Raw genomic sequence first — 19,750 nt, 5'->3', positions numbered from 1 at the left:
GGTCAGCCGATTCCGGGAACGAGGGACAGGAGCAGGTCGACGGCCTTGATGCCGAGGAAGGGGACGATCAGCCCGCCCAGGCCGTAGACCGCGAGATTGCGGCGCAGCATGCGGTCCGCACTCACCGGCCGGTAGCGCACTCCGCGCAGGGCGAGGGGCACCAGCACGACGATGATCAGCGCGTTGAAGACGACCGCGGACAGGATGGCCGAGTCCGGCGAGGACAGGCGCATGATGTTGAGCTTGTCGAGGCCCGGGTACACCGCCGCGAACAGCGCCGGGATGATCGCGAAGTACTTGGCGACGTCGTTGGCTATGGAGAACGTCGTGAGCGCCCCGCGTGTGATCAGCAGCTGCTTGCCGATCTCGACGATCTCGATCAGCTTGGTCGGGTCGGAGTCGAGGTCGACCATGTTGCCGGCCTCCTTGGCGGCCGACGTACCGGTGTTCATGGCCACCCCGACGTCGGCCTGCGCGAGCGCCGGGGCGTCGTTGGTGCCGTCGCCGGTCATCGCGACGAGCTTGCCGCCGGCCTGCTCCCGCTTGATGAGCGCCATCTTGTCCTCGGGCGTGGCTTCGGCGAGGAAGTCGTCGACGCCCGCCTCGTCGGCGATCGCCTTGGCCGTCAGCGGGTTGTCGCCGGTGATCATGACGGTCCTGATGCCCATCCGCCGCAGTTCCTCGAACCGCTGCCGCATGCCCTGCTTCACGACGTCCTTGAGATGGACGACCCCGAGGACCCGCGCCCCCTCCGCGTCCTCCACGGCGACGAGCAGCGGTGTGCCGCCCTCCTCGGAGATGCCGTCGGCCAGCCGCTCCGTGTCCTCCGCGACCTCGCCGCCGTGCTCGCGCACCCACGCGGTCACCGCGCCGGCCGCGCCCTTGCGGATCCGTCGCCCCTGGACGTCCACGCCGGACATCCGTGTCTGGGCGGTGAAGGAGACCCACTCGGCACCGGTCAGCTCGCCCCGGTGCCGTTCGCGCAGTCCGTACCGCTCCTTGGCGAGCACGACGACCGAGCGGCCCTCGGGCGTCTCGTCGGCCAGCGAGGACAGCTGTGCGGCGTCCGCCAGCTCGGCCTCGGTCGTGCCGCGCACCGGCACGAACGCCGCCGCCTGCCGGTTGCCGAGCGTGATGGTGCCGGTCTTGTCGAGGAGCAGGGTGGAGACGTCGCCGGAGGCCTCGACCGCACGGCCCGACATGGCCAGCACGTTGCGCTGCACCAGGCGGTCCATGCCGGCGATGCCGATCGCGGAGAGCAGGGCACCGATCGTGGTGGGGATGAGGCAGACCAGCAGCGCGACCAGCACGACCAGGGACAGCCGGGTGCCCGCGTGCTCGGCGAACGGCGTCAGCGTGGCGCAGGCCAGCAGGAAGACGATCGTCAGCGAGGCCAGCAGGATGTTCAGCGCGACCTCGTTCGGCGTCTTCTGCCGGGCCGCGCCCTCGACGAGACCGATCATCCGGTCGATGAAGGTCTCGCCCGGCTTCGTGGTGATCCGGACGACGATGCGGTCGGAGAGGACCTTCGTCCCGCCGGTCACGGCGCTGCGGTCGCCGCCCGACTCACGGATGACGGGCGCCGACTCGCCGGTGATCGCGGACTCGTCGACCGAGGCGACGCCCTCGACGACGTCGCCGTCGCCGGGGACGACGTCGCCGGCCTCGCACACCACCAGGTCGCCCACCGCCAGTTCCGCGCCGGGGACGGTGGAGCCGTCGGCCCGGCGGGCGACGGCATCCGTCTTCGCCCGGCGCAGGGTGTCGGCCTGCGCCTTGCCGCGGCCCTCGGCGACGGCCTCCGCGAGGTTGGCGAAGACGACGGTCAGCCAGAGCCAGGCGCTGATGGTCCAGCCGAACCAGTCCCCCGGGTCGGTGAAGGAGCAGGCGGTGGTCAGCACCGAGCCGGCCCACACCACGAACATCACCGGTGATGTGACCATCACCCGCGGGTCGAGTTTGCGGAACGCCTCGGGCAGCGCGGCGAGCAGCCGCGCGGGTTCGAAGAGGCCGCCGCCGACGCGGCCGCCGCCGGACGGGCGGCCGGTGGGCGAGCCGTCGTGCGGCGCCCGTCGCTCCGTGGCGTCGGCGGTGGCCACGGCGGCGGGGGACGCCGGGTCCTTGACGGCGGGCTCGGAGTCGGGCAGGGAGTCGGACATGTCGTCCTCGTGTTTCCGGGTACGGGCGGTCATCACGCCAGCCCTTCCGCCAGCGGGCCCAGGGCCAGCGCCGGGAAGTAGGTGAGACCGACGATGATCAGGATGGCGCCCACGAGCAGGCCGGTGAACATCGGCTTCTCGGTGCGCAGGGTGCCCGCGGTGACCGGCACCGGCCGCTGCCCGGCCAGCGATCCGGCCAGGGCCAGGACGAACACCATCGGCAGGAACCGTCCGAGCAGCATCGCGAGCCCGGTCGTGGTGTTGAACCAGTCGGTGTTCGCGTTCAGCCCGGCGAAGGCGGAGCCGTTGTTGTTCGCGGCGGAGGTGAAGGCGTACAGGACCTCGGAGAAGCCGTGCGCGCCGGGGTTGAGCATCGAGTGCGGCGGAGTCGGCAGGGCCAGGGACAGCGCGGTGAAGACCAGGACCAGCGCCGGCGTGATCAGGATGTAGACGGCCGCGAGCTTGATCTCGCGGGGGCCGATCTTCTTGCCGAGGTACTCCGGTGTACGGCCGACCATGAGCCCCGCGATGAAGACCGCGACGACCGCCATGATCAGCATGCCGTAGAGCCCGGAGCCGACCCCGCCCGGTGCGATCTCCCCGAGCATCATGCCCAGCAGGGCGATCCCGCCGCCCAGTCCGGTGTACGAGGAGTGGAAGGAGTCGACGGCGCCGGTGGAGGTGAGCGTCGTACTCACTGCGAAGAGCGACGAGCCGCCGATCCCGAACCGCAGCTCCTTGCCCTCCATCGCCCCGCCGGCCGCCTGCAGCGCCGGGCCGTGGTGGGCAAGCTCGGTCCACATCATCAGGGCGACGAAGCCGACCCAGATCGTGGCCATGGCCGCGAGGATCGCGTACCCCTGGCGCACCGAGCCGGCCATGACACCGAAGGTCCTGGTGAGGGCGACCGGGATCAGCAGGATCAGGAAGACCTCGAAGAGGTTCGTGAAGGCCGTCGGGTTCTCGAAGGGGTGGGCGCTGTTGGCGTTGAAGTAGCCGCCGCCGTTGGTGCCCAGCTCCTTGATGACCTCCTGCGAGGCGACGGCCCCGCCGTTCCACTGCTGCGAGCCGCCCATGAACTGGCCGACCTCGTGGATGCCGGAGAAGTTCTGCACGACCCCGCAGGCGACCAGCACGAGCGCGCCGACGACGGCCAGCGGCACCAGCACGCGCGTGACTCCGCGCACCAGGTCCGACCAGAAGTTGCCCAGCTCGCCGCCGCGGGTGCGGGCGAAACCGCGCACGAGGGCCACGGCGACCGCCATGCCGACCGCCGCGGAGACGAAGTTCTGCACCGCCAGACCCGCGGTCTGCACGACGTGGCCCATCGTCTGTTCGCCGGAGTACGACTGCCAGTTGGTGTTGGCCACGAAGGAGGCGGCGGTGTTGAAGGCCTGCGCGGGCGCCACCGCGTCGAAGCCGAGCGAGCCCGGCAGGACACCCTGGAGGCGCTGGAGCAGGTAGAGGAAGAGGACCCCGGCGACGGAGAAGGCGAGCACACCGCGCAGGTACGCGGTCCAGCGCATCTGTGTGTCGGGGTCGGCACCGATGCCCTTGTAGATCCACTTCTCCACACGCCAGTGCCGGTCGGAGGAGTAGACCCGGGCCATGTGGTTGCCCAGCGGGACGTGCGCGACCGCAAGGGCACCGATGAGGGCCAGCGCCTGGAGCACGCCGGCGGTTGTGGGACCCATGTCGGCGCTCAGAACCTCTCCGGGAAGATCAGGGCGAGTACGAGGTAGCCCAGCAGGGCGACGGCCACGATCAGGCCGACGATGTTCTCGGCGGTCACAGCTTCGTCACCCCCTTGGCGACGAGAGCCACCAGCGCGAAGACCGCGACCGTGGTGACGACGAAGGCCAGATCGGCCATCGTGAGCTCCTGGAGTGAGTTCGGTTGCAACTAGGACGCTTCGAGGAAAGCTCCTGTGCGACCGAAAAGGACCGCCGTTGACGCCTCTCATACGGCGGTCTGTACGCCTTTGACGGATCTCTTACGAGTCCTCACGGCTTCCGCGGTACAAGCCCACACGGGTACGAAACCACGCGGTACGAGACGGCCACGCGGTACGAGACGGCCACGCGGTACGGGACCAGGTGGGTACGAGGCCGCGCGGGTACGAGGCCACGCGACTTCCTGGGCGGGAGCCGTCGGCGCCTACCCCTTCCGCCCGAACCTCCGGCGCGGCGCACGCACCACGATCTTCCCGTAGCTGATCGTGCCCGCTATCTCGACCCGCAGCGTCACGGGCACCCCTGTGTCGACCGTCCGCGGGGCCTTCACCTCGGCGAAGCTCGCCGTCAGCGAGTCGGTGTCCACCACGATGCCGGGCCGGGTCAGGAGCTTGAGCGACCCGGCGTGCAGGTCTAGGTCGATATGGAGGGTGCCGTGGGTGATCACGGCACGGGCGAGGTCGAGCGTCACCTCGCCCCAGGCCGACCGGATCTCCATCCGCCGCGGTACGACCCATCCCTCGCCCCGCCGCGTGGACGCCCCCTGCTGTTCGATCCGGACGACGTCCTTGGCCTCGGGTGTCCGCACCGCGGCCTCGGCCGGCAGGTCGGCGGTCAGGGCGACCAGTTCCCCCAGCGTGCGCGCCGAGAGCGCGGCCCCGACCCGCTCGTCCAGCTCCCCGGCGGTCAGCCGTCCGTCACCGGCCGCCGCGCCGAGCACGTCCACGACCCGGTCCCGGTCCGCGTGCGAGGCACGGATCACGAGCGACTCACCACCGTGTGCGGGCTGTACCGACATCGCTCCACCCCGATTCCCCAAGGCGCTCTGCATGCGCCCCGACCACGCCCAGACTAACGCTATATCGCGTTATACCCAATGCCTCGTTCGGGGGATGCGTGCGAACCCGGCCGCCCCGTACACATCCGCATACCGGGCATCGCACCCTGGTCGGACTACGGTGCCCCCATGAGCCTGAGCATCCGCAACCAGCTCCCCGGCATCGTCACCGCCGTCACTCCGGGAGAGGCCATGGCGACGGTCGGGGTCCGCCTCGCGGGCGGCCGGCACCTGATCGCGGCGATCACCCGGGAGGCCGCCGACGACCTGTCCCTCGCCGCCGGGTCCGCCGTCCGGGCGCTGGTGAAGTCGACCCAGGTCGCCCTGGCCACCGGCCCCGTCGAGGGCCTGTCCGTGCGCAACCGGCTGCCGGGCTCGGTCACCGCCGTGACCGCGGGCGGCGCGATGGCCTCCGTGTCGGTCGCCGTCGACGACGCCGAACTGACCGCCGTCGTCACCCGGCAGTCGGCCGACGAACTGGGCCTGTCCCCCGGCGTTCCGGTCGTCGCCCTGATCAAGTCGACGGAGGTCTCGCTGGCCACCCCCTGAGACGCCGAGCGGCTCCGCCCCGGCCCGGGGGACGGGCGAGGGCGGAGCCACTCCGTCGCGGAGGCGCTCGCGGAAGTCAGTCCTCGTACGCGTCCAGCGGTGGGCAGGAGCAGACGAGGTTCCGGTCGCCGTAGGCCTGGTCGATGCGGCGCACCGGCGGCCAGTACTTGTCGGCGGCGGACACCCCGGCCGGGAAGACGGCCTCCTCGCGGGTGTACGCGTGGTCCCAGTCGCCGGCCAGGGCCCCCGCGGTGTGCGGGGCGCCGCGCAGCGGGTTGTCGTCGGCGGGCCAGGCACCGGAGCCGACCTTCTCGATCTCCGCGCGGATCCCGATCATCGCCTCGCAGAACCGGTCCAGCTCGGCGAGGTCCTCCGACTCGGTCGGCTCGATCATCAGCGTGCCGGCCACCGGGAAGGACATCGTCGGCGCGTGGAAGCCGTAGTCGATCAGCCGCTTGGCGACGTCGTCGACGCTGACGCCGGTCGCCTTGGTCAGCGGGCGCAGGTCGATGATGCACTCGTGCGCGACCAGACCGCCCGGCCCGGTGTACAGCACCGGGAAGTGCGGCTCCAGGCGCTTGGCGATGTAGTTGGCGGACAGCACCGCCACCTGCGTGGCGCGCTTGAGTCCTTCGCCGCCCATCAGCCGGACGTACGACCACGAGATCGGCAGGATGCCGGCCGAGCCCCAGGGAGCCGCCGAGATGGGTCCGACGCCGGTCTGCGGGCCCGCGGCGGGCTGCAGCGGGTGGTTGGGCAGGTAGGGCGCCAGGTGCGACCGCACGCCCACGGGGCCGACGCCGGGACCGCCGCCGCCGTGCGGGATGCAGAAGGTCTTGTGCAGGTTCAGGTGGGAGACGTCGCCGCCGAAGCGGCCGGGCTTGGCGAGGCCGACCAGGGCGTTGAGATTGGCGCCGTCCACGTAGACCTGGCCGCCCGCGTCGTGCACCCGGGCGCAGATGTCGGCGACGTGCTCCTCGAAGACACCGTGCGTGGACGGGTACGTGATCATCAGCACGGCCAGCTCGTCGCGGTGCTGCTCGATCCTGGCCCGCAGGTCCTCGACGTCGATCTCGCCGTCCTCGGCGGTCTTGACGACGACGACCTTCATGCCGGCCATCACGGCGCTGGCGGCGTTGGTGCCGTGCGCGGAGGACGGGATGAGGCAGACGGTGCGCTGGTCGTCGCCGTTGGCCCGGTGGTAGCCGCGTACGGCGAGCAGCCCGGCGAACTCGCCCTGCGACCCGGCGTTGGGCTGGAGCGAGACCTTGTCGTACCCCGTGACCTCGGCGAGCCGCTCCTCCAGCTCGCGGATGAGGGTCAGGTAGCCCTGCGCCTGCTCGGCGGGCGCGAAGGGGTGCAGGGCGCCGAACTCGGGCCAGGTGACCGGTTCCATCTCGGTGGTCGCGTTGAGCTTCATGGTGCAGGAGCCCAGCGGGATCATGCCGCGGTCCAGCGCGTAGTCGCGGTCGGCGAGCCGGCGCAGGTAGCGCAGCATCGCGGTCTCGGAGCGGTGCTGGTGGAAGACGGGGTGGGTCAGGAAGTCGTCGGTGCGCAGCAGCGCCTCCGGCAGCGTCTCCGCGGTGGCGGCGTCCAGCGCCTCGACGTCGCCCTCGACGCCGAAGGCGTTCCACACGCCGCCCGCCTGGGCGCGCGTCGTGGTCTCGTCGCAGGCGAACGACACGTGGTCGGCGTCGACGAGCCGCAGGTTGATCCCGTTCTCGCGGGCGGCGTGCACCACCTCGGCGGCCCGGCCCGGCACCCGCGCGGTGACGGTGTCGAAGTAGGCGCCGTGCACGACCTCGACACCGCCGGCGGCGAGGCCGGCCGCGATGACCGACGCGTACCGGTGGGTGCGGCGGGCGATGGCCCGCAGCCCCTCGGGGCCGTGGTACACGGCGTACATGCCGGCCATGACGGCGAGCAGCACCTGGGCGGTGCAGATGTTACTGGTGGCCTTCTCGCGGCGGATGTGCTGCTCGCGGGTCTGCAGCGCGAGGCGGTAGGCCTTGTTGCCGTCGGCGTCCACGGAGACGCCGACCAGGCGGCCCGGCAGGCTGCGTGCGAACTTCTCGTGCACGGCCATGTAGCCGGCGTGCGGCCCGCCGAAGCCCATCGGCACGCCGAAGCGCTGGGTGGTGCCGACGGCGATGTCCGCGCCCAGTTCGCCGGGCGAGGTGAGCAGGGTGAGCGCGAGCAGATCGGCGGAGACGGTGACGAGCGCGCCGAGCTCGTGCGCCCGGTCGATCACCGGCCTGATGTCGCGGACGGCACCGGAGGCGCCCGGGTACTGGATCAGGACGCCGTTGATCTCGCGTGCGGCGACCTCGGCCGGGATGCCCTCGCTCAGGTCGGCGACGACGACCTCGACGCCGGTCGGCTCGGCACGCGTCCGTATCACGGCGACGGTCTGCGGAAGGGCGTCCGCATCGACCAGGAACAGGCCCTTCTTGTTCTTGCCCATGCGCCGGGACAGGGCCATCGCCTCGGCGGCGGCGGTGCCCTCGTCGAGCAGCGAGGCACCGGAGGTGGGCAGGCCGGTCAGCTCGGCGACCATGGTCTGGAAGTTGAGCAGCGCCTCCAGGCGGCCCTGGGAGATCTCCGGCTGGTAGGGCGTGTAGGCCGTGTACCAGGAGGGGTTCTCCATGACGTTGCGCAGGATGACCGGCGGGGTGAAGGTGCCGTAGTAGCCGAGGCCGATCATGGAGTCGAGGACCTGGTTGCGGTCGGCCAGGGAACGCAGCTCGGCCAGCACCTCCGCCTCGGAGCGGGCGCCCGGCAGGTCCAGCGCGCCGGCGTTCTTGATCACGTCCGGCACCGCGGCGGCCGTCAGCTCGTCGAGCGAACCGTAACCGACCTGCGCGAGCATCTTGGCCCGGGCCTCGTGGTCGGGGCCGATGTGGCGCTGTTCGAACGGCGCTGCCTGTTCGAGTTCGGTGAGCGGGGTGCGATGGGCGGTCATTGCGGAGGCCTCCTGGTCTGACGACCTTCGAGGGGCACCACGGCGCGGGTACCCTGACGGCCTCCCCCTCTGTCATCTCGACCTGAGAGCTTCACCGGGACGGCCCGAGGGCTCCCGGCTTTCACCGTCGGTGAGAGCGGAAGCCGTCGACATCCGCTCTGCTTTCCAGAGTGACCTCGTCCGTGCGGTACGTGGGCCTGAGAGATTCCGGGGAGGATTTGCTCCTTCGGCGCCTCCGGTGGTGGCTGGAGGACTCTCCCGCACGGGGTCAGCGGCCGTTTGCCAGCGTACCAGCGAGGCCGCGGCCCGGACCTTCGAGTGGCCGAGCGGCCATATGTGGTTTTTTGTAGTTCTTACGGATGATTCGGCGGCTGGTGTGCTATCCCAGTGCGGCCCAGTGGTGCGATCAAGTGGAGGGCCCCGTGCGTACTGACATCGATCCGCGGAACCTGATCGGCCGCAAGGCGTTCGACCGCGACGGCACCAGGATCGGCACCGTGGACGAGGTGTATCTCGACGATGCCACCGGCGTCCCCGAGTGGGCGGCGATACGCACCGGCCTCTTCAGCCGGGACGCCTTCGTCCCGCTGGAGCCGAGCGAGCTGGTCGACGGCACGCTGCGGGTGCCCTTCGACCGGGCCCTGATCAAGGAGGCACCCGACTTCGGTGTCGGCCGGCATCTCTCGCCGGAGCAGGAGCTGCAGCTCTACCACCACTACGGGCTCGACGTGGCGGCACCTCCCCCGCCGCCCGACCGCGACTTCGGCAAGCTGGCGGGCAAGGGCAACGACGAGGGCTGACGCTCCGCCTCAGCCCCGCCGGCTCTTCGTGGCACGGGCGGGATCAGCGGCAGCGGGTCGGCGGGGGTCAGGTCCGGGTCTTCCATCGGGAAGGTCCGCACCCGGCCGGTCCCGGAGTACGGCGTCTCGAACCGCACGGTGACCCGACCGAGGCCGCTGCCCTGCACCCAGCCGTGCCCGTACCGCGCGTGCCGGACGTCGTGTCCGGACGGCCACCGGCGCTCGGCGGGGACCGGACGGGGCTCGGCGACGGGATCGGGCTCCGGTTCCTCGGCCGGTTCCTCGTCCCGGCCGCCGGCCGCCTGCGCGAACAGGTCCTCCTGCGTGTAGTCGGCGAGGCCGCTGACGCCGACGCCGAGCAGCCGCACGCCGCCCGTCGTGTCGACGGAGTCCAGCAGCCGTGCGGCGGCCTCCCGCACCACCGACGGGTCGTCCGTGGGGCCGCGCAGGGTCTCGGAACGCGTGAGCGTCGCGAAGTCGTACCTGCGCACCTTGAGCACGATGGTCCGCCCGGACAGTCCGGACCCGCGCAGCCGCCGCACACAACGGTCCGCCAGCCGCTCCACCTCGACGCCGACGCGCACCCGGTCGTGGATGTCCACGTCATAGGTGTCCTCCACGGACACGGACTTGGTCTCCCGCTCGGCCACCACCGGCCGCTCGTCGCGGGCCAGGGCCATCGCGTGGAGGGCGTGGCCGTGCGCCCTGCCCAGCAGCCGCACCAGCTCGTCCTCGCCCGCCTCCGCGAGTTCGCCGACCGTGGTGATGCCGGCCCGCCGCAGGTGGTCCCCCGTCGCCGGTCCGACCCCGGGCAGGGTCCGCACGGTCATCGGCTCCAGCATGGCCCGCTCGGTACCCGGCGGGATCAGGACCAGTCCGTCGGGCTTGGCCTCCTCGGAAGCGATCTTGGCCAGCATCTTGGAGGCGGCCAGGCCCACGGACCCGGTGAGTCCGGTGACGGCGCGGATGTCCGCGCGCAGTTTCGTCCCGGCCAGCCGTGCGGACTCCGCGTCCCGGGCCGAGCCGCCCGCCTCCAGGTCCACGAAGGCCTCGTCCAGGCTCAGCGGCTCCACCAGCGGGGACAGCTCCCGCAACAGCCGCATCACCTGCTCGCTGATCGACCGGTACAGCTCGAAGCGCGGGACCAGATACGCCGCGTTGGGAGCCAGCCGCCGGGCCTGGCTCATGGGCATCGCCGAGTGCACCCCGAAGATCCGCGCCTCGTACGAGGCGGTGGCGACCACACCGCGCGGCCCGAGGCCTCCCACGACCACGGCCTTGCCGCGCAGGCTCGGCTTGGACGCCTGCTCCACCGAGGCGTAGAAGGCGTCCATGTCGAGATGCAGGATCGTGGGCGAGGTTCTCACATCTCCGATGCTGCCCTACGCCACTGACAATGCCGGGGCGGCACCGTCCGGCCGGAGCCCCGCGGATGTCCCGGGCACCGGCGTCAGACCGCCCTGTTGCCGCGCCGCCGCGCCAGTTCGTCCGCCGGATTGTGGCCGATCAGGGTCTCCCCCGTGTCGATCCGCTCTCCGTGCAGCTGGGACAGCGCGCCCTCGACGTCCCGCCAGACGACTCCGACGGCGATCCCGAAGACCCCCTGGCCGCCCTGGAGCAGGGCGTGCACCTCGTCGGGCGAGGTGCACTCGTGGACCGTGGCGCCGTCGCTCATCAGCGTCATCCGCTCCAGGTCGCGGAAGCCGCGTTCCCGCAGGTGCTGCACGGCGGTGCGGATGTTCTGCAGCGACACCCCGGTGTCGAGGAAACGCTTGACGATCTTCAGCACGACCACGTCGCGGAAGCTGTAGAGACGCTGGGTACCTGAGCCGTGCGCGGGCCGCACGCTGGGTTCGACCAGGCCCGTGCGGGCCCAGTAGTCGAGCTGCCGATAGGTGATGCCGGCGGCGGCGCAGGCCGTCGGCCCGCGATAGCCGATCTGCTCCGACGCCATGGACGCCGCCCCTCTGCCCGTCGGCACGGCAGCCGGTCGCTGCGGGGCCGGATCAGTCGCGCCACCGTGCTGGGGATACCCCCCGACGTCCGTGCGGAGCCGCGAGCCCGGGGGAGGGTACGGACCACTCACCCCGAGACCGTGCCCGGGGCCACCCCCAGCCGTACCGTCGCCGCTAATTCTCACGCCGACCTCCGTCCTTGACCTGCCTCCTCGAAGGTAGGCAGTCACCAAGGGTGCGTCAACGATCGCCACACTCGGCACGCCGAGTGATAATCACCCTACGAGTGGTTTCGCGTGCCCTGCCACGGGGAAAGGCTAGCCGAATGTGCCCGGGCCCGGATCCCGCGATGCGCCGCACCTTCCCGGCCTGCACCGTCCCGGCCCGATCCGGTCACTGGTTGCTGGTTCCGAAGTCCTCCGGCGAGATCTGGTCGAGGAACTCGCGGAACTTCTCCACCTCGTCCTCCTGCTCGTCCGGGATGGCGATGCCTGCGTCGTCGAGAACCGTGTCGCTGCCGTAGATCGGCGTCCCGGTGCGCAGCGCCAGCGCTATGGCGTCGGACGGCCTGGCACTCACCTCGACCCCGCTCGCGAAGACCAGCTCGGCGTAGAAGACCCCGTCCCGGAGGTCGGTGATGCGCACTTCCGTGAGCTCCTGGCCGACGGCCTCCAGGACGTCCTTGAACAGGTCGTGCGTCAGCGGACGCGCCGGAGCCATGCCCTGCTGGGCGAAGGCGATCGCCGTCGCCTCCCCCGGTCCGATCCAGATGGGAAGGTAGCGGTCGCCTCCCACCTCGCGCAGCAGCACGATCGGTTGGTTGGAGGGCATCTCGACCCGGACACCTACGACATCGAGCTCGTTCACACACCAACCCTAGGCCGTGCCCGGGACGTTTGGGTAGTCGGGCCGGGATCGGGTGGGCGATCCGGGTCGTCGGGCGGTCCGGATCAGGGCAGCCGCACGCCGAGCGCGGTCTGCACCAGCGCCGCGTGCAGCTTCACCGCCAGCCCGGCCAGCTCCTTGGTACGGGCTTCGGCGTGTGCCCTGGTCTGGGGGTTGCGGTGTCGTTTCAGCGGGGCGACCACCTGGTCCACCAGACCCGCCTCCCGGTCGGCGGCCGCCTTCATCACCCGCAGGTGACGCGGCTCGATACCGAACCGCCCCAGCTGGACCACCAGCGACGCCACGGTCACGGCCTCGGCGTCGTAGGCCCCGTCGGGCAGCGGGGCGAGCAGTCCGTACGACTCCCACTCCGCCAGCTCCCGGTCTCCGATCCCGGCGGCGGCGAGCAGCTGGTCCCGGCCGATCCGGGTCACCGTCGGGCCCTCGGCCGGCTCCGGTGCGGTCTCCCCGTCCTGCTGCCGGCCCACGGTCGGCAGGGAGACGGCCTCGCCTCGCTCCATGGCGTCCAGATGGTCCCGGATGACCTTGAGCGGCAGGTAGTGGTCCCGCTGCATGCGCAGCACCCGGCCGAGCCGCTCGACGTCGTGCGCGCTGAACTTGCGATACCCGGCCGGGGTCCGCCGCGGTTCGACGAGGCCCTCCGACTCCAGGAAGCGGATCTTGGAGACGGTGATGTCGGGGAACTCGTCACGCAGCGCGTTCAGCACCGCGCCGATGCTCATCAGCCCACTGTCCGTGGCGGCGGTGCCGTGATGCCCGGCACCGCCGCTCGGTGTATGAAGCATGGACCTTCCCTGGTGGTTCCCCGGGCCGGGCCCGGGGACGGGTCAGTAGCCCCGCTGGCTCGCGTAGAACACCAGCCGGTATTTGCCGATCTGCACCTCGTCGCCGTTCGACAGGGCGACCTGGTCGATGCGCTCCCGGTTGACGTACGTACCGTTGAGGCTGCCGACGTCGGCGACCGTGAAGGAACCGTCCTGACCTCGGCGGAACTCCACGTGGCGACGCGAGACCGTCACGTCGTCGAGGAAGATGTCGCTCTGGGGATGACGCCCGGCCGTGGTCAGCTCACCGTCCAGGAGGAAACGGCTGCCCGAGTTCGGGCCCCGGCGCACGACCAGGAGGGCGGAGCCGAGCGGCAGCGCGTCGACGGCCGCCTGCGCCTCGGGAGAGAGCGCCGGCACCGCCGTCTGACCGGTGGTCTCCGCGTCGTACGCCTCCAGGCCTGAGATGGAGATCGTGGAGGTCGTCTCGGACGCGCGCTCCGGGACGGCACCGGCACGCAGCGGAGCGCCGCAGTTGGAGCAGAAACGGCTGTTCTCCGCGTTGCGGTTGCCGCACCTCGTACAGACCAGGGCCGACATGGACGGATCCTCCTGCCGCGGCTGCCCCGCCGGGGCGTTCGACGCGTACGGATCGGGGTGGAACCCTCCGCCCGGACCTGCGGCTGAGGGCTGGCCGAAACCTATGCCGCCGGACTGCGCAGGGTCAACAGACGGCGCGCCCTGACCACCGGGAATGTCACCGCCGCGACCAGCCACCTGGTCCCGGAACATCGGGCGCGCGCCCTCTGCGTCGGGCTGGGCGCGATGGCGGGCGGTCGCGTTGTCGCTGCCCTCTCGCGCGCTCTTGCCGAACAACTTCGCAAACAACTTCACGGGCGATTCCCCTTGACCGAAACAGACCCGCCCGTGGGGCAGGACGAACCCTGACTGACCGTACTGGCCGACCCGGACATCTTCACAACGTCCGTCTCCGCCAGACAGTTTCCACCACGCACCGCCCAATCGGTGCGCCGACCCCCCGCAACCTCATGCCCTCGCCGGACACCCCTCATGCACCGCCGCTTCACTGGGAGGACGACCGAGCGTAGTCAGGCCGCTCCGCCGCTCGCAAGGCGTCCACGACGATCTTGCTCGACTGCTCAACAGTAACGGTGGCCTGTTCCTTTTCCAGAGTCTGCACCACACCTCCAGGAATGTTGAGAGCCGGTTCGAGGTCCTGCGGCTTGCCGATGACCTGGAAACGATAGGGCGCGTTGATCTTGTTCCCGTCCACGCTCACGGACTTGTCGGTGTCCGCCAGGTAGGTGCCGGCGACGACCCGCACACCGTTCACCTGGATCGCCTCCGCTCCCGCCGCGCGCAGTTCCTGGATCGCGTCGAGCAGCATGTCCGCCTCGACCGCTCCCTTCGTGTCCTCGACCGTCACCGTGATCCCGGGCCCCTGCGCGGCCACGGTGCCCGCGAGGATGCCCAGTTGCCGCTCCTTCTCCTGTGTCTGCTTCCGGGCCTCCTCGGCCTGGTCGGAGCTGTTCTCCAGCTCGTCCCGCTGCTTCTCGAGACCCTGCTTCTCGTCTTCAAGACGCTGGGTACGGTCGTCCAGTTCATCGAGGATGCGCACCAGATCCTCCTGCCGGGCACCGCGCAGCGCGCCGTCGCTCTCACTGTTCGACGCCACCTGGACCGCGAGGCCGAACCCGAGCCCGAACAGAAGCAGGGCGACGATGAGTTGCGCCCGGGTCAGACGCGGCGGCCACAGCCCCTTGCGGAGCCGCTCCCGGCCGGTCGGCGCGACCGGCTCCGGCTGGTCACCCTGCGGGGCCTCGCCGGCCGGGGCGTCCGTGACCGGGGGCCGGCCGGGCGGCTGCTCTTCGGGCAGTTCCTTGCGCAGCCGGTTCGCGGGCTGCTCCTCGCGCTCGCTCATCGGTCTCACGCCCGGAACACGTGGCGCCGGATCGCCGCCGCGTTGGAGAAGATGCGGATACCGAGGACGACCACGACACCCGTGGACAACTGGGCACCGACGCCCAGCTTGTCGCCGAGGAACACGATCAGGGCGGCCACGACCACGTTCGACAGGAACGACACCACGAAGACCTTGTCGTCGAAGATGCCGTCGAGCATGGCCCGCAGACCACCGAAGACGGCGTCCAGCGCCGCCACGACGGCGATCGGCAGATACGGCTCGACGGCCGCCGGCACCTCGGGCCGGACCAACAGTCCGGCCACGACTCCCACGACGAGGCCCAGTACGGCGATCACGATGTGCCCTTCTCGGTTATCGGTTGTGCTGTGCGTACGATCACACTCGGTGCGGCCGGCAGCTCGAGGTCCTCAGCGACGGAGAGGGCGGTCCGGATGCCGTAGTTCTCCTGGAGGGCGTGCAGGTACAGCCCGTCGGCACTGTCCTGGAAGGTGCGGCTCAGCCGCTCGCCGTCCCCCACCGCGAGCACCGTGTACGGCGGCACCAGCGGCCTGTTGTCGACCAGTATCGCGTCTCCTGCGGCCCTGATCGCCGACAGTGCCGTCAGCCGCTGCCCGTTGACGGAGACCGCCTCGGCACCCGACTCCCACAGCCCGTTGACCACGCGCTGCATGTCCCGGTCCCGCACCCGGCCCGTGTCGGAGAAGTCCGAGGTGCCGCGCGCCTGCCCGTCGCCGCCCGAGCCGGCGTCCTTCGCGTCGTCCACCACGAGCTTCACACCGGGCCCGTGTACCTCGGCCGCGCCCGACAGGATGCCCACCAGGTCGGACCGGTCGGTGTCGCCGCTCTTCTCCAGCGCCTCACGCTGACGCGCGCCGACGTCGTCCCGCAGTGCGTCGACGTTCTTCTCCAGTTCGTCGGCCGCCGAGGTCTCCTCTTCTATGCGGTCGACCAGTTCCTCGCGCTCCTTGGCGACGACGGGAGCGGCGACCCGTGCCTGGGCGGCGCCGACCGTCACGACCAGGGCGGCCAGCACGAGGCCCGCCGCGAGTCCGAGCTTGGCCCTGAGGGTCTTGGGCAGACCGCCGCCGCCGTCGGCCTTCTTCCTGGCGGCCGCCTCGGCGTATCCCTCGTCGAGGCTGTGGTCCATGACGTTGGTCAGCAATGACATGGACGCGTCCGGACGGGCAGGCCGCGTGAATGTGCTCCGAACGGGGGGTTGCTGCGGCATGCCGCACATCGTCGCACGCCGCCGCCACTACCTCCGAACGGCCCCACCGGCGTGCCGGACAGGCCCCCTTGGGGACACTTGTCCGGCACGCGCGCGTGCGCGCCTCCTACCGGCCCGCGCTGTCAACCACCGCGGACCACTCGTCGAGCAGCGCCTGCGCGGAGGCGTCGTCCGGGCCCTCCGCCCACAGGTGGGTGACGGCTTCCGCGGGGTCCGGCAGGACCATCACCCAGCGGCCGTCGGTCTCGACGACGCGCACCCCGTCCGTGGTGTCCACGGACCGGTCCCCGGCCGCCTCGACCACGCGCCGCATCACCAGACCCTTGACCGCCCACGGAGTGGCCAGGTCGCGTTTGAGGACGTGCGCCCGCGGAATCCGCGCGTCGATCTGGCTCAGTGTGAGCTGGGTCCGCGCGACCAGCCCGATCAGCCGCACGAAGGCCGCCGTGCCGTCGTAGACGCTGCTGAACTCCGGGACGATGAAGCCGCCCTTTCCGTCACCGCCGAAGATCGCGCCCTCCTCCCCGCCGACCCTCGTCAGGTCGTCGGGAGAGGTCGTCGTCCACTCGACCTGCGTGCCGTGGTAGGCGGCGACCTGCTCGGCGATCCTGGTGGTCGTCACCGGCAGGGCGACCCGCCCGCTGCGCCGCTCGGCCGCGATCAGGTCCAGCATCACCAGCAGCGCCCGGTCGTCCTCGATGATCCGGCCCTTCTCGTCGACGAGCGACAGCCGCTCACCGACCGGGTCGAACCGCACACCGAACGCCGCCCGCGAGGAGGCCACTATCTCCCCGAGGCGCACCAGGCCCGACCGGCGCATGTCGGCGGTCTCGGTCGGCCTGGCCTCGTCGAGCCCCGGGTTGATGGTCAGCGAGTCGACCCCCAGCTTTCCGAGCAGGCTGGGCAGCACCAGCCCGGCGCTGCCGTTGGAAGCGTCGACGACCACCTTGAGACCGGAGTCCGCGATCCCGGTGATGTCGACGTTGCGCAGCAGCGACCCGGTGTAAGAGTCGTACACGCTGGACGGGAAGTGCAGGTCACCGATCTCGCCGGGGAACGCCCGCCGGTACTCCTGCCGCGCGAACACCCGGTCCAGCTTGCGCTGGCTGCCCTGCGACAGGTCCGCGCCCTGTCCGTCGAAGAACATGATGTCCACGGAGTCAGGCACACCGAGGGTGGTGCGGATCATGATCCCGCCGGCACTGCCCCGCGCGGTCTGCTGCCGCGCCACGGGCAGCGGTACGTTCTCCAGGTCTCGTACGTCGATGGCGCTGGCCTGCAGCGCGGAGATCACCGCCCGCTTGAGCGCCCTGGCACCTCGGGAGTGGTCGCGGGCCGTGGTGACGGTGGAGCCCTTCTTGAGCGTGGTCGCGTAGGCGCCGGCCAGCCGCACGGCCAGCTCCGGGGTGATCTCCACGTTCAGGATGCCGGAGACCCCGCGGGCGCCGAAGAGGTGCGCCTGTCCCCTGGACTCCCAGATGACCGACGTGTTGACGAAGGCACCGGCCTCGATGGTCTTGAACGGATAGACCCGGACATTCCCCTGAATGATCGATTCTTCACCGACCAGGCACTCGTCTCCGATGACCGCGCCGTCCTCGATCCGCGCGGCGCGCATGATGTCGGTGTTCTTGCCGACCACGCAGCCCCGCAGATTGCTGTGCGGCCCGACGTACACGTTGTCGGCCACGACGGCCTTGTGCAGGAAGGCACCGCTCTTCACGACGACGTTGGATCCGACGACCGAGTGTTCACGAATCTCGGCGCCGGTCTCCACCTTCGCGTAGTCGCCGATGTAGAGGGGCCCCCGCAGGACCGCGTCGGGGTGCACCTCCGCGCCCTCGGCCACCCAGACGCCGGGAGAGATCTCGAAGCCGTCGATGTCGACGTCCACCTTGCGCTCGAGAACGTCGGCCTGCGCCTTGACATAGCTTTCGTGGGTGCCGACGTCCTCCCAGTAGCCCTCCGCGACATAGCCGTAGACGGGCTTGCCTTCCTTCATCAGCTGCGGGAAGACGTCACCGGACCAGTCCACGGGCACATCGGGTTCCACGTAGTCGAAGACCTCGGGCTCCATCACGTAGATGCCGGTGTTCACGGTGTCCGAGAAGACCTGCCCCCAGGTCGGCTTCTCCAGGAAGCGTTCGACCTTGCCCTCTTCGTCGACGATGGTGATGCCGAATTCCAGCGGATTGGGCACCCGCGTCAGACACACGGTGACGAGCGAACCCTTTTCCTTGTGGAAATTGATCAGGTCGGTGAGGTCGAAGTCGGTCAGGGCATCGCCGGAAATGACGAGGAAGGCATCGTCCTTCAATGCCTCCTCGGCGTTCTTGACGCTTCCGGCGGTACCGAGTGGCTTCTCCTCGTTGGCATAGGTGAGCTCCATGCCGAGTTCCTCGCCGTCACCGAAGTAGTTCTTGACCAGCGAGGCCAGGAACTGGACGGTGACGACGGTCTCGTTGAGCCCATGCCTTTTGAGCAGCCGCAGAACGTGCTCCATGATCGGCCGGTTGGCCACCGGCAGGAGCGGCTTGGGCATGCTCGAGGTCATGGGACGAAGGCGCGTGCCTTCGCCTCCAGCCATCACGACGGCCTTCATGTCGGAAGCGTCCTCCTCTAAGAGACGACGGTGTAGCCGACTTCACCCGTCCAGGGTCCCGCACTTTTCCAGCGCGGGCCATCCGGCCACCGGGGCCGGACCATCAGCGAGTTCAATCGGCCGCGGTGTCCGCTCGGACCAGGCGGCGGACCTGCACCACGTAGAGAACACCTGCCCACCAATACAGGGTTGTACCCCATCCGGCGAACGCCCATCCGAAAACTGCGGCGAGTGACGCGATCCACCCGCTTCCGTCGCTCAGCAGAAGCAGGGGGAAGGCGTACATGAGGTTGAAGGTGGCGGCCTTGCCCAGGAAGTTCACCTGCGGCGGCGGATAGCCGTGCCGGCGGAGGACGCCCACCATCACCAGCAGGACCGCTTCGCGCGCAAGAAGTACAAGAGTCAACCAGAGCGGGAGAATCTCGCGCCAGGTCAGCCCCACCAGCGTGGACAGGATATAAAGCCGGTCAGCCGCAGGGTCCAGGAGCCGGCCGAGGCTGCTGATCTGATTCCAGCGCCGCGCGAGCTTACCGTCCAGATAGTCACTGACCCCGCTCAGGGCCAGCACCAACAGCGCCCACCCGTCGCTCTGCGGCCCGCCGAACTCGGGCCGCAGGATGAGCCACAGGAAGAGAGGCACGCCGAGCAGGCGCGCCATGCTGAGGATGTTCGGGATGGTGAGGACCCGGTCGGTCTGCACGCGGGTCTCCTGGACCTCCACGCGGGAGCCTCCTGGAGGGAAACGAGCCAATGATGCTCCCCGACCCTACCTCAACGCAAAAAAGCTCTGGCTCCTGGGCTGCATACCCAAGAGCCAGAGCTCCAAAAGGAGTTCGGCGGCGTCCTACTCTCCCACAGGGTCCCCCCTGCAGTACCATCGGCGCTGTAAGGCTTAGCTTCCGGGTTCGAAATGTAACCGGGCGTTTCCCCTACGCTATGACCACCGAAACACTATGAAACAGACAACCAACCCGGTGACCAACACAGGTCTGATTGTTCGTGGTTTCAGAACCAACACAGTGGACGCGAGCAACTGAGGACAAGCCCTCGGCCTATTAGTACCAGTCACCTCCACACCTTACGGTGCTTC

17 protein-coding genes, 1 rRNA gene and 1 riboswitch are annotated in these 19,750 nt (G+C 70.2%); of the genes, 2 read left to right on the top strand and 16 right to left on the bottom strand.

Annotation, left to right across the window (positions count from 1 at the left end):
• Window positions 1-2 precede the first annotated feature (2 nt).
• The 4 genes from kdpB to HZS56_RS02225 all read right to left on the bottom strand — a co-directional run bounded on the left by kdpB (window position 3) and on the right by HZS56_RS02225 (window position 4,910).
• Window positions 3-2,192, bottom strand: coding sequence for a potassium-transporting ATPase subunit KdpB (gene kdpB / locus HZS56_RS02240; RefSeq protein WP_216718934.1), 2,190 nt, complete (start codon window positions 2,190-2,192; stop codon window positions 3-5).
• Entirely contained in the window at window positions 2,192-3,853 is a 1,662-nt protein-coding gene (gene kdpA / locus HZS56_RS02235) for a potassium-transporting ATPase subunit KdpA (RefSeq protein ID WP_216718933.1), read from the bottom strand. Before kdpA ends, kdpB begins: the two co-directional genes overlap by 1 nt.
• An 8-nt stretch (window positions 3,854-3,861) precedes the next feature.
• Window positions 3,862-3,951: a K(+)-transporting ATPase subunit F gene (gene kdpF / locus HZS56_RS02230; RefSeq protein ID WP_037659531.1), complete on the bottom strand. Its 90-nt coding sequence runs from the start codon at window positions 3,949-3,951 to the stop codon at window positions 3,862-3,864.
• A gap of 365 nt (window positions 3,952-4,316) precedes the next feature.
• The gene (locus HZS56_RS02225) at window positions 4,317-4,910 is read right to left on the bottom strand and encodes a DUF1707 SHOCT-like domain-containing protein (RefSeq protein WP_216718932.1); all 594 of its coding nucleotides are present in this window, start codon (window positions 4,908-4,910) and stop codon (window positions 4,317-4,319) included.
• Between the two features lie 168 nt (window positions 4,911-5,078).
• On the opposite strand from HZS56_RS02225, the gene HZS56_RS02220 reads away from it, so the two are divergent.
• The gene (locus tag HZS56_RS02220) at window positions 5,079-5,498 is read left to right on the top strand and encodes a TOBE domain-containing protein (RefSeq protein ID WP_216718931.1); all 420 of its coding nucleotides are present in this window, start codon (window positions 5,079-5,081) and stop codon (window positions 5,496-5,498) included.
• Between the two features lie 76 nt (window positions 5,499-5,574).
• Here HZS56_RS02220 and gcvP read toward each other — a convergent pair whose 3' ends face one another.
• Window positions 5,575-8,460, bottom strand: a complete 2,886-nt coding sequence (gcvP, locus tag HZS56_RS02215) for an aminomethyl-transferring glycine dehydrogenase (RefSeq protein ID WP_216718930.1) — start codon at window positions 8,458-8,460, stop codon at window positions 5,575-5,577.
• A 175-nt stretch (window positions 8,461-8,635) separates the two neighbouring features.
• Window positions 8,636-8,731: riboswitch (glycine riboswitch) on the bottom strand.
• 151 nt (window positions 8,732-8,882) lie between these two features.
• On the opposite strand from gcvP, the gene HZS56_RS02210 reads away from it, so the two are divergent.
• Entirely contained in the window at window positions 8,883-9,260 is a 378-nt protein-coding gene (locus HZS56_RS02210) for a PRC-barrel domain-containing protein (RefSeq protein WP_216718929.1), read from the top strand.
• Here HZS56_RS02210 and HZS56_RS02205 read toward each other — a convergent pair.
• From HZS56_RS02205 to rrf, 11 genes are all read right to left on the bottom strand, one after another.
• Window positions 9,176-10,627, bottom strand: a complete 1,452-nt coding sequence (locus HZS56_RS02205) for a DNA polymerase IV (RefSeq protein ID WP_216718928.1) — start codon at window positions 10,625-10,627, stop codon at window positions 9,176-9,178. The two genes, HZS56_RS02210 and HZS56_RS02205, sit on opposite strands and share 85 nt — an antisense overlap.
• 83 nt (window positions 10,628-10,710) lie before the next feature.
• Window positions 10,711-11,400, bottom strand: coding sequence for a MerR family transcriptional regulator (locus tag HZS56_RS02200; protein WP_216718927.1), 690 nt, complete (start codon window positions 11,398-11,400; stop codon window positions 10,711-10,713).
• Between the two features lie 208 nt (window positions 11,401-11,608).
• Entirely contained in the window at window positions 11,609-12,082 is a 474-nt protein-coding gene (locus HZS56_RS02195; protein WP_030189411.1) for a bifunctional nuclease family protein, read from the bottom strand.
• A gap of 83 nt (window positions 12,083-12,165) precedes the next feature.
• A complete protein-coding gene (gene ftsR, locus HZS56_RS02190) occupies window positions 12,166-12,906 on the bottom strand; it encodes a transcriptional regulator FtsR (protein ID WP_216718926.1) in 741 nt (246 codons plus the stop codon).
• Between the two features lie 42 nt (window positions 12,907-12,948).
• Window positions 12,949-13,908, bottom strand: a complete 960-nt coding sequence (locus HZS56_RS02185) for a zinc-ribbon and FHA domain-containing protein (RefSeq protein WP_216718925.1) — start codon at window positions 13,906-13,908, stop codon at window positions 12,949-12,951.
• Window positions 13,909-13,969: 61 nt separating this feature from the next.
• Window positions 13,970-14,827, bottom strand: a complete 858-nt coding sequence (locus HZS56_RS02180) for a DUF881 domain-containing protein (RefSeq protein WP_216718924.1) — start codon at window positions 14,825-14,827, stop codon at window positions 13,970-13,972.
• 5 nt (window positions 14,828-14,832) lie between these two features.
• The gene (locus HZS56_RS02175) at window positions 14,833-15,165 is read right to left on the bottom strand and encodes a small basic family protein (RefSeq protein WP_003977440.1); all 333 of its coding nucleotides are present in this window, start codon (window positions 15,163-15,165) and stop codon (window positions 14,833-14,835) included.
• Window positions 15,162-15,998, bottom strand: coding sequence for a DUF881 domain-containing protein (locus HZS56_RS02170; RefSeq protein ID WP_216718923.1), 837 nt, complete (start codon window positions 15,996-15,998; stop codon window positions 15,162-15,164). The genes HZS56_RS02175 and HZS56_RS02170 overlap by 4 nt, the downstream gene beginning before the upstream one ends.
• Before the next feature lie 166 nt (window positions 15,999-16,164).
• Window positions 16,165-18,660: a mannose-1-phosphate guanyltransferase gene (locus HZS56_RS02165; RefSeq protein WP_216718922.1), complete on the bottom strand. Its 2,496-nt coding sequence runs from the start codon at window positions 18,658-18,660 to the stop codon at window positions 16,165-16,167.
• Window positions 18,661-18,772: 112 nt separating this feature from the next.
• Complete coding sequence (clsA, locus tag HZS56_RS02160; protein ID WP_216718921.1) at window positions 18,773-19,381, bottom strand: cardiolipin synthase ClsA; 609 nt, start codon at window positions 19,379-19,381, stop codon at window positions 18,773-18,775.
• Between the two features lie 110 nt (window positions 19,382-19,491).
• Window positions 19,492-19,608 (bottom strand): 5S ribosomal RNA (rrf, locus tag HZS56_RS02155).
• Between the last annotated feature and the right edge of the window lie 142 nt (window positions 19,609-19,750).

Source organism: Streptomyces mayonensis, from assembly GCF_018982965.1.
In the GTDB taxonomy this organism is placed as follows: domain Bacteria; phylum Actinomycetota; class Actinomycetes; order Streptomycetales; family Streptomycetaceae; genus Streptomyces; species Streptomyces mayonensis.
Note: the sequence above shows the minus strand (reverse complement) of the source record. Positions and strands in the feature narration are given on the sequence as shown.

Excerpts from the sequence above, each read along its gene's own strand:
- kdpB (WP_216718934.1), bottom strand. The coding sequence starts at position 2,192 with ATGACCGCCCGTACCCGGAAACACGAGGACGACATGTCCGACTCCCTG.
- kdpA (WP_216718933.1), bottom strand. The coding sequence starts at position 3,853 with ATGGGTCCCACAACCGCCGGCGTGCTCCAGGCGCTGGCCCTCATCGGT.
- HZS56_RS02225 (WP_216718932.1), bottom strand. The coding sequence starts at position 4,910 with ATGTCGGTACAGCCCGCACACGGTGGTGAGTCGCTCGTGATCCGTGCC.
- HZS56_RS02220 (WP_216718931.1), top strand. The coding sequence starts at position 5,079 with ATGAGCCTGAGCATCCGCAACCAGCTCCCCGGCATCGTCACCGCCGTC.
- gcvP (WP_216718930.1), bottom strand. The coding sequence starts at position 8,460 with ATGACCGCCCATCGCACCCCGCTCACCGAACTCGAACAGGCAGCGCCG.
- ftsR (WP_216718926.1), bottom strand. The coding sequence starts at position 12,906 with ATGCTTCATACACCGAGCGGCGGTGCCGGGCATCACGGCACCGCCGCC.
- HZS56_RS02180 (WP_216718924.1), bottom strand. The coding sequence starts at position 14,827 with ATGAGCGAGCGCGAGGAGCAGCCCGCGAACCGGCTGCGCAAGGAACTG.
- HZS56_RS02170 (WP_216718923.1), bottom strand. The coding sequence starts at position 15,998 with ATGTCATTGCTGACCAACGTCATGGACCACAGCCTCGACGAGGGATAC.
- HZS56_RS02165 (WP_216718922.1), bottom strand. The coding sequence starts at position 18,660 with ATGAAGGCCGTCGTGATGGCTGGAGGCGAAGGCACGCGCCTTCGTCCC.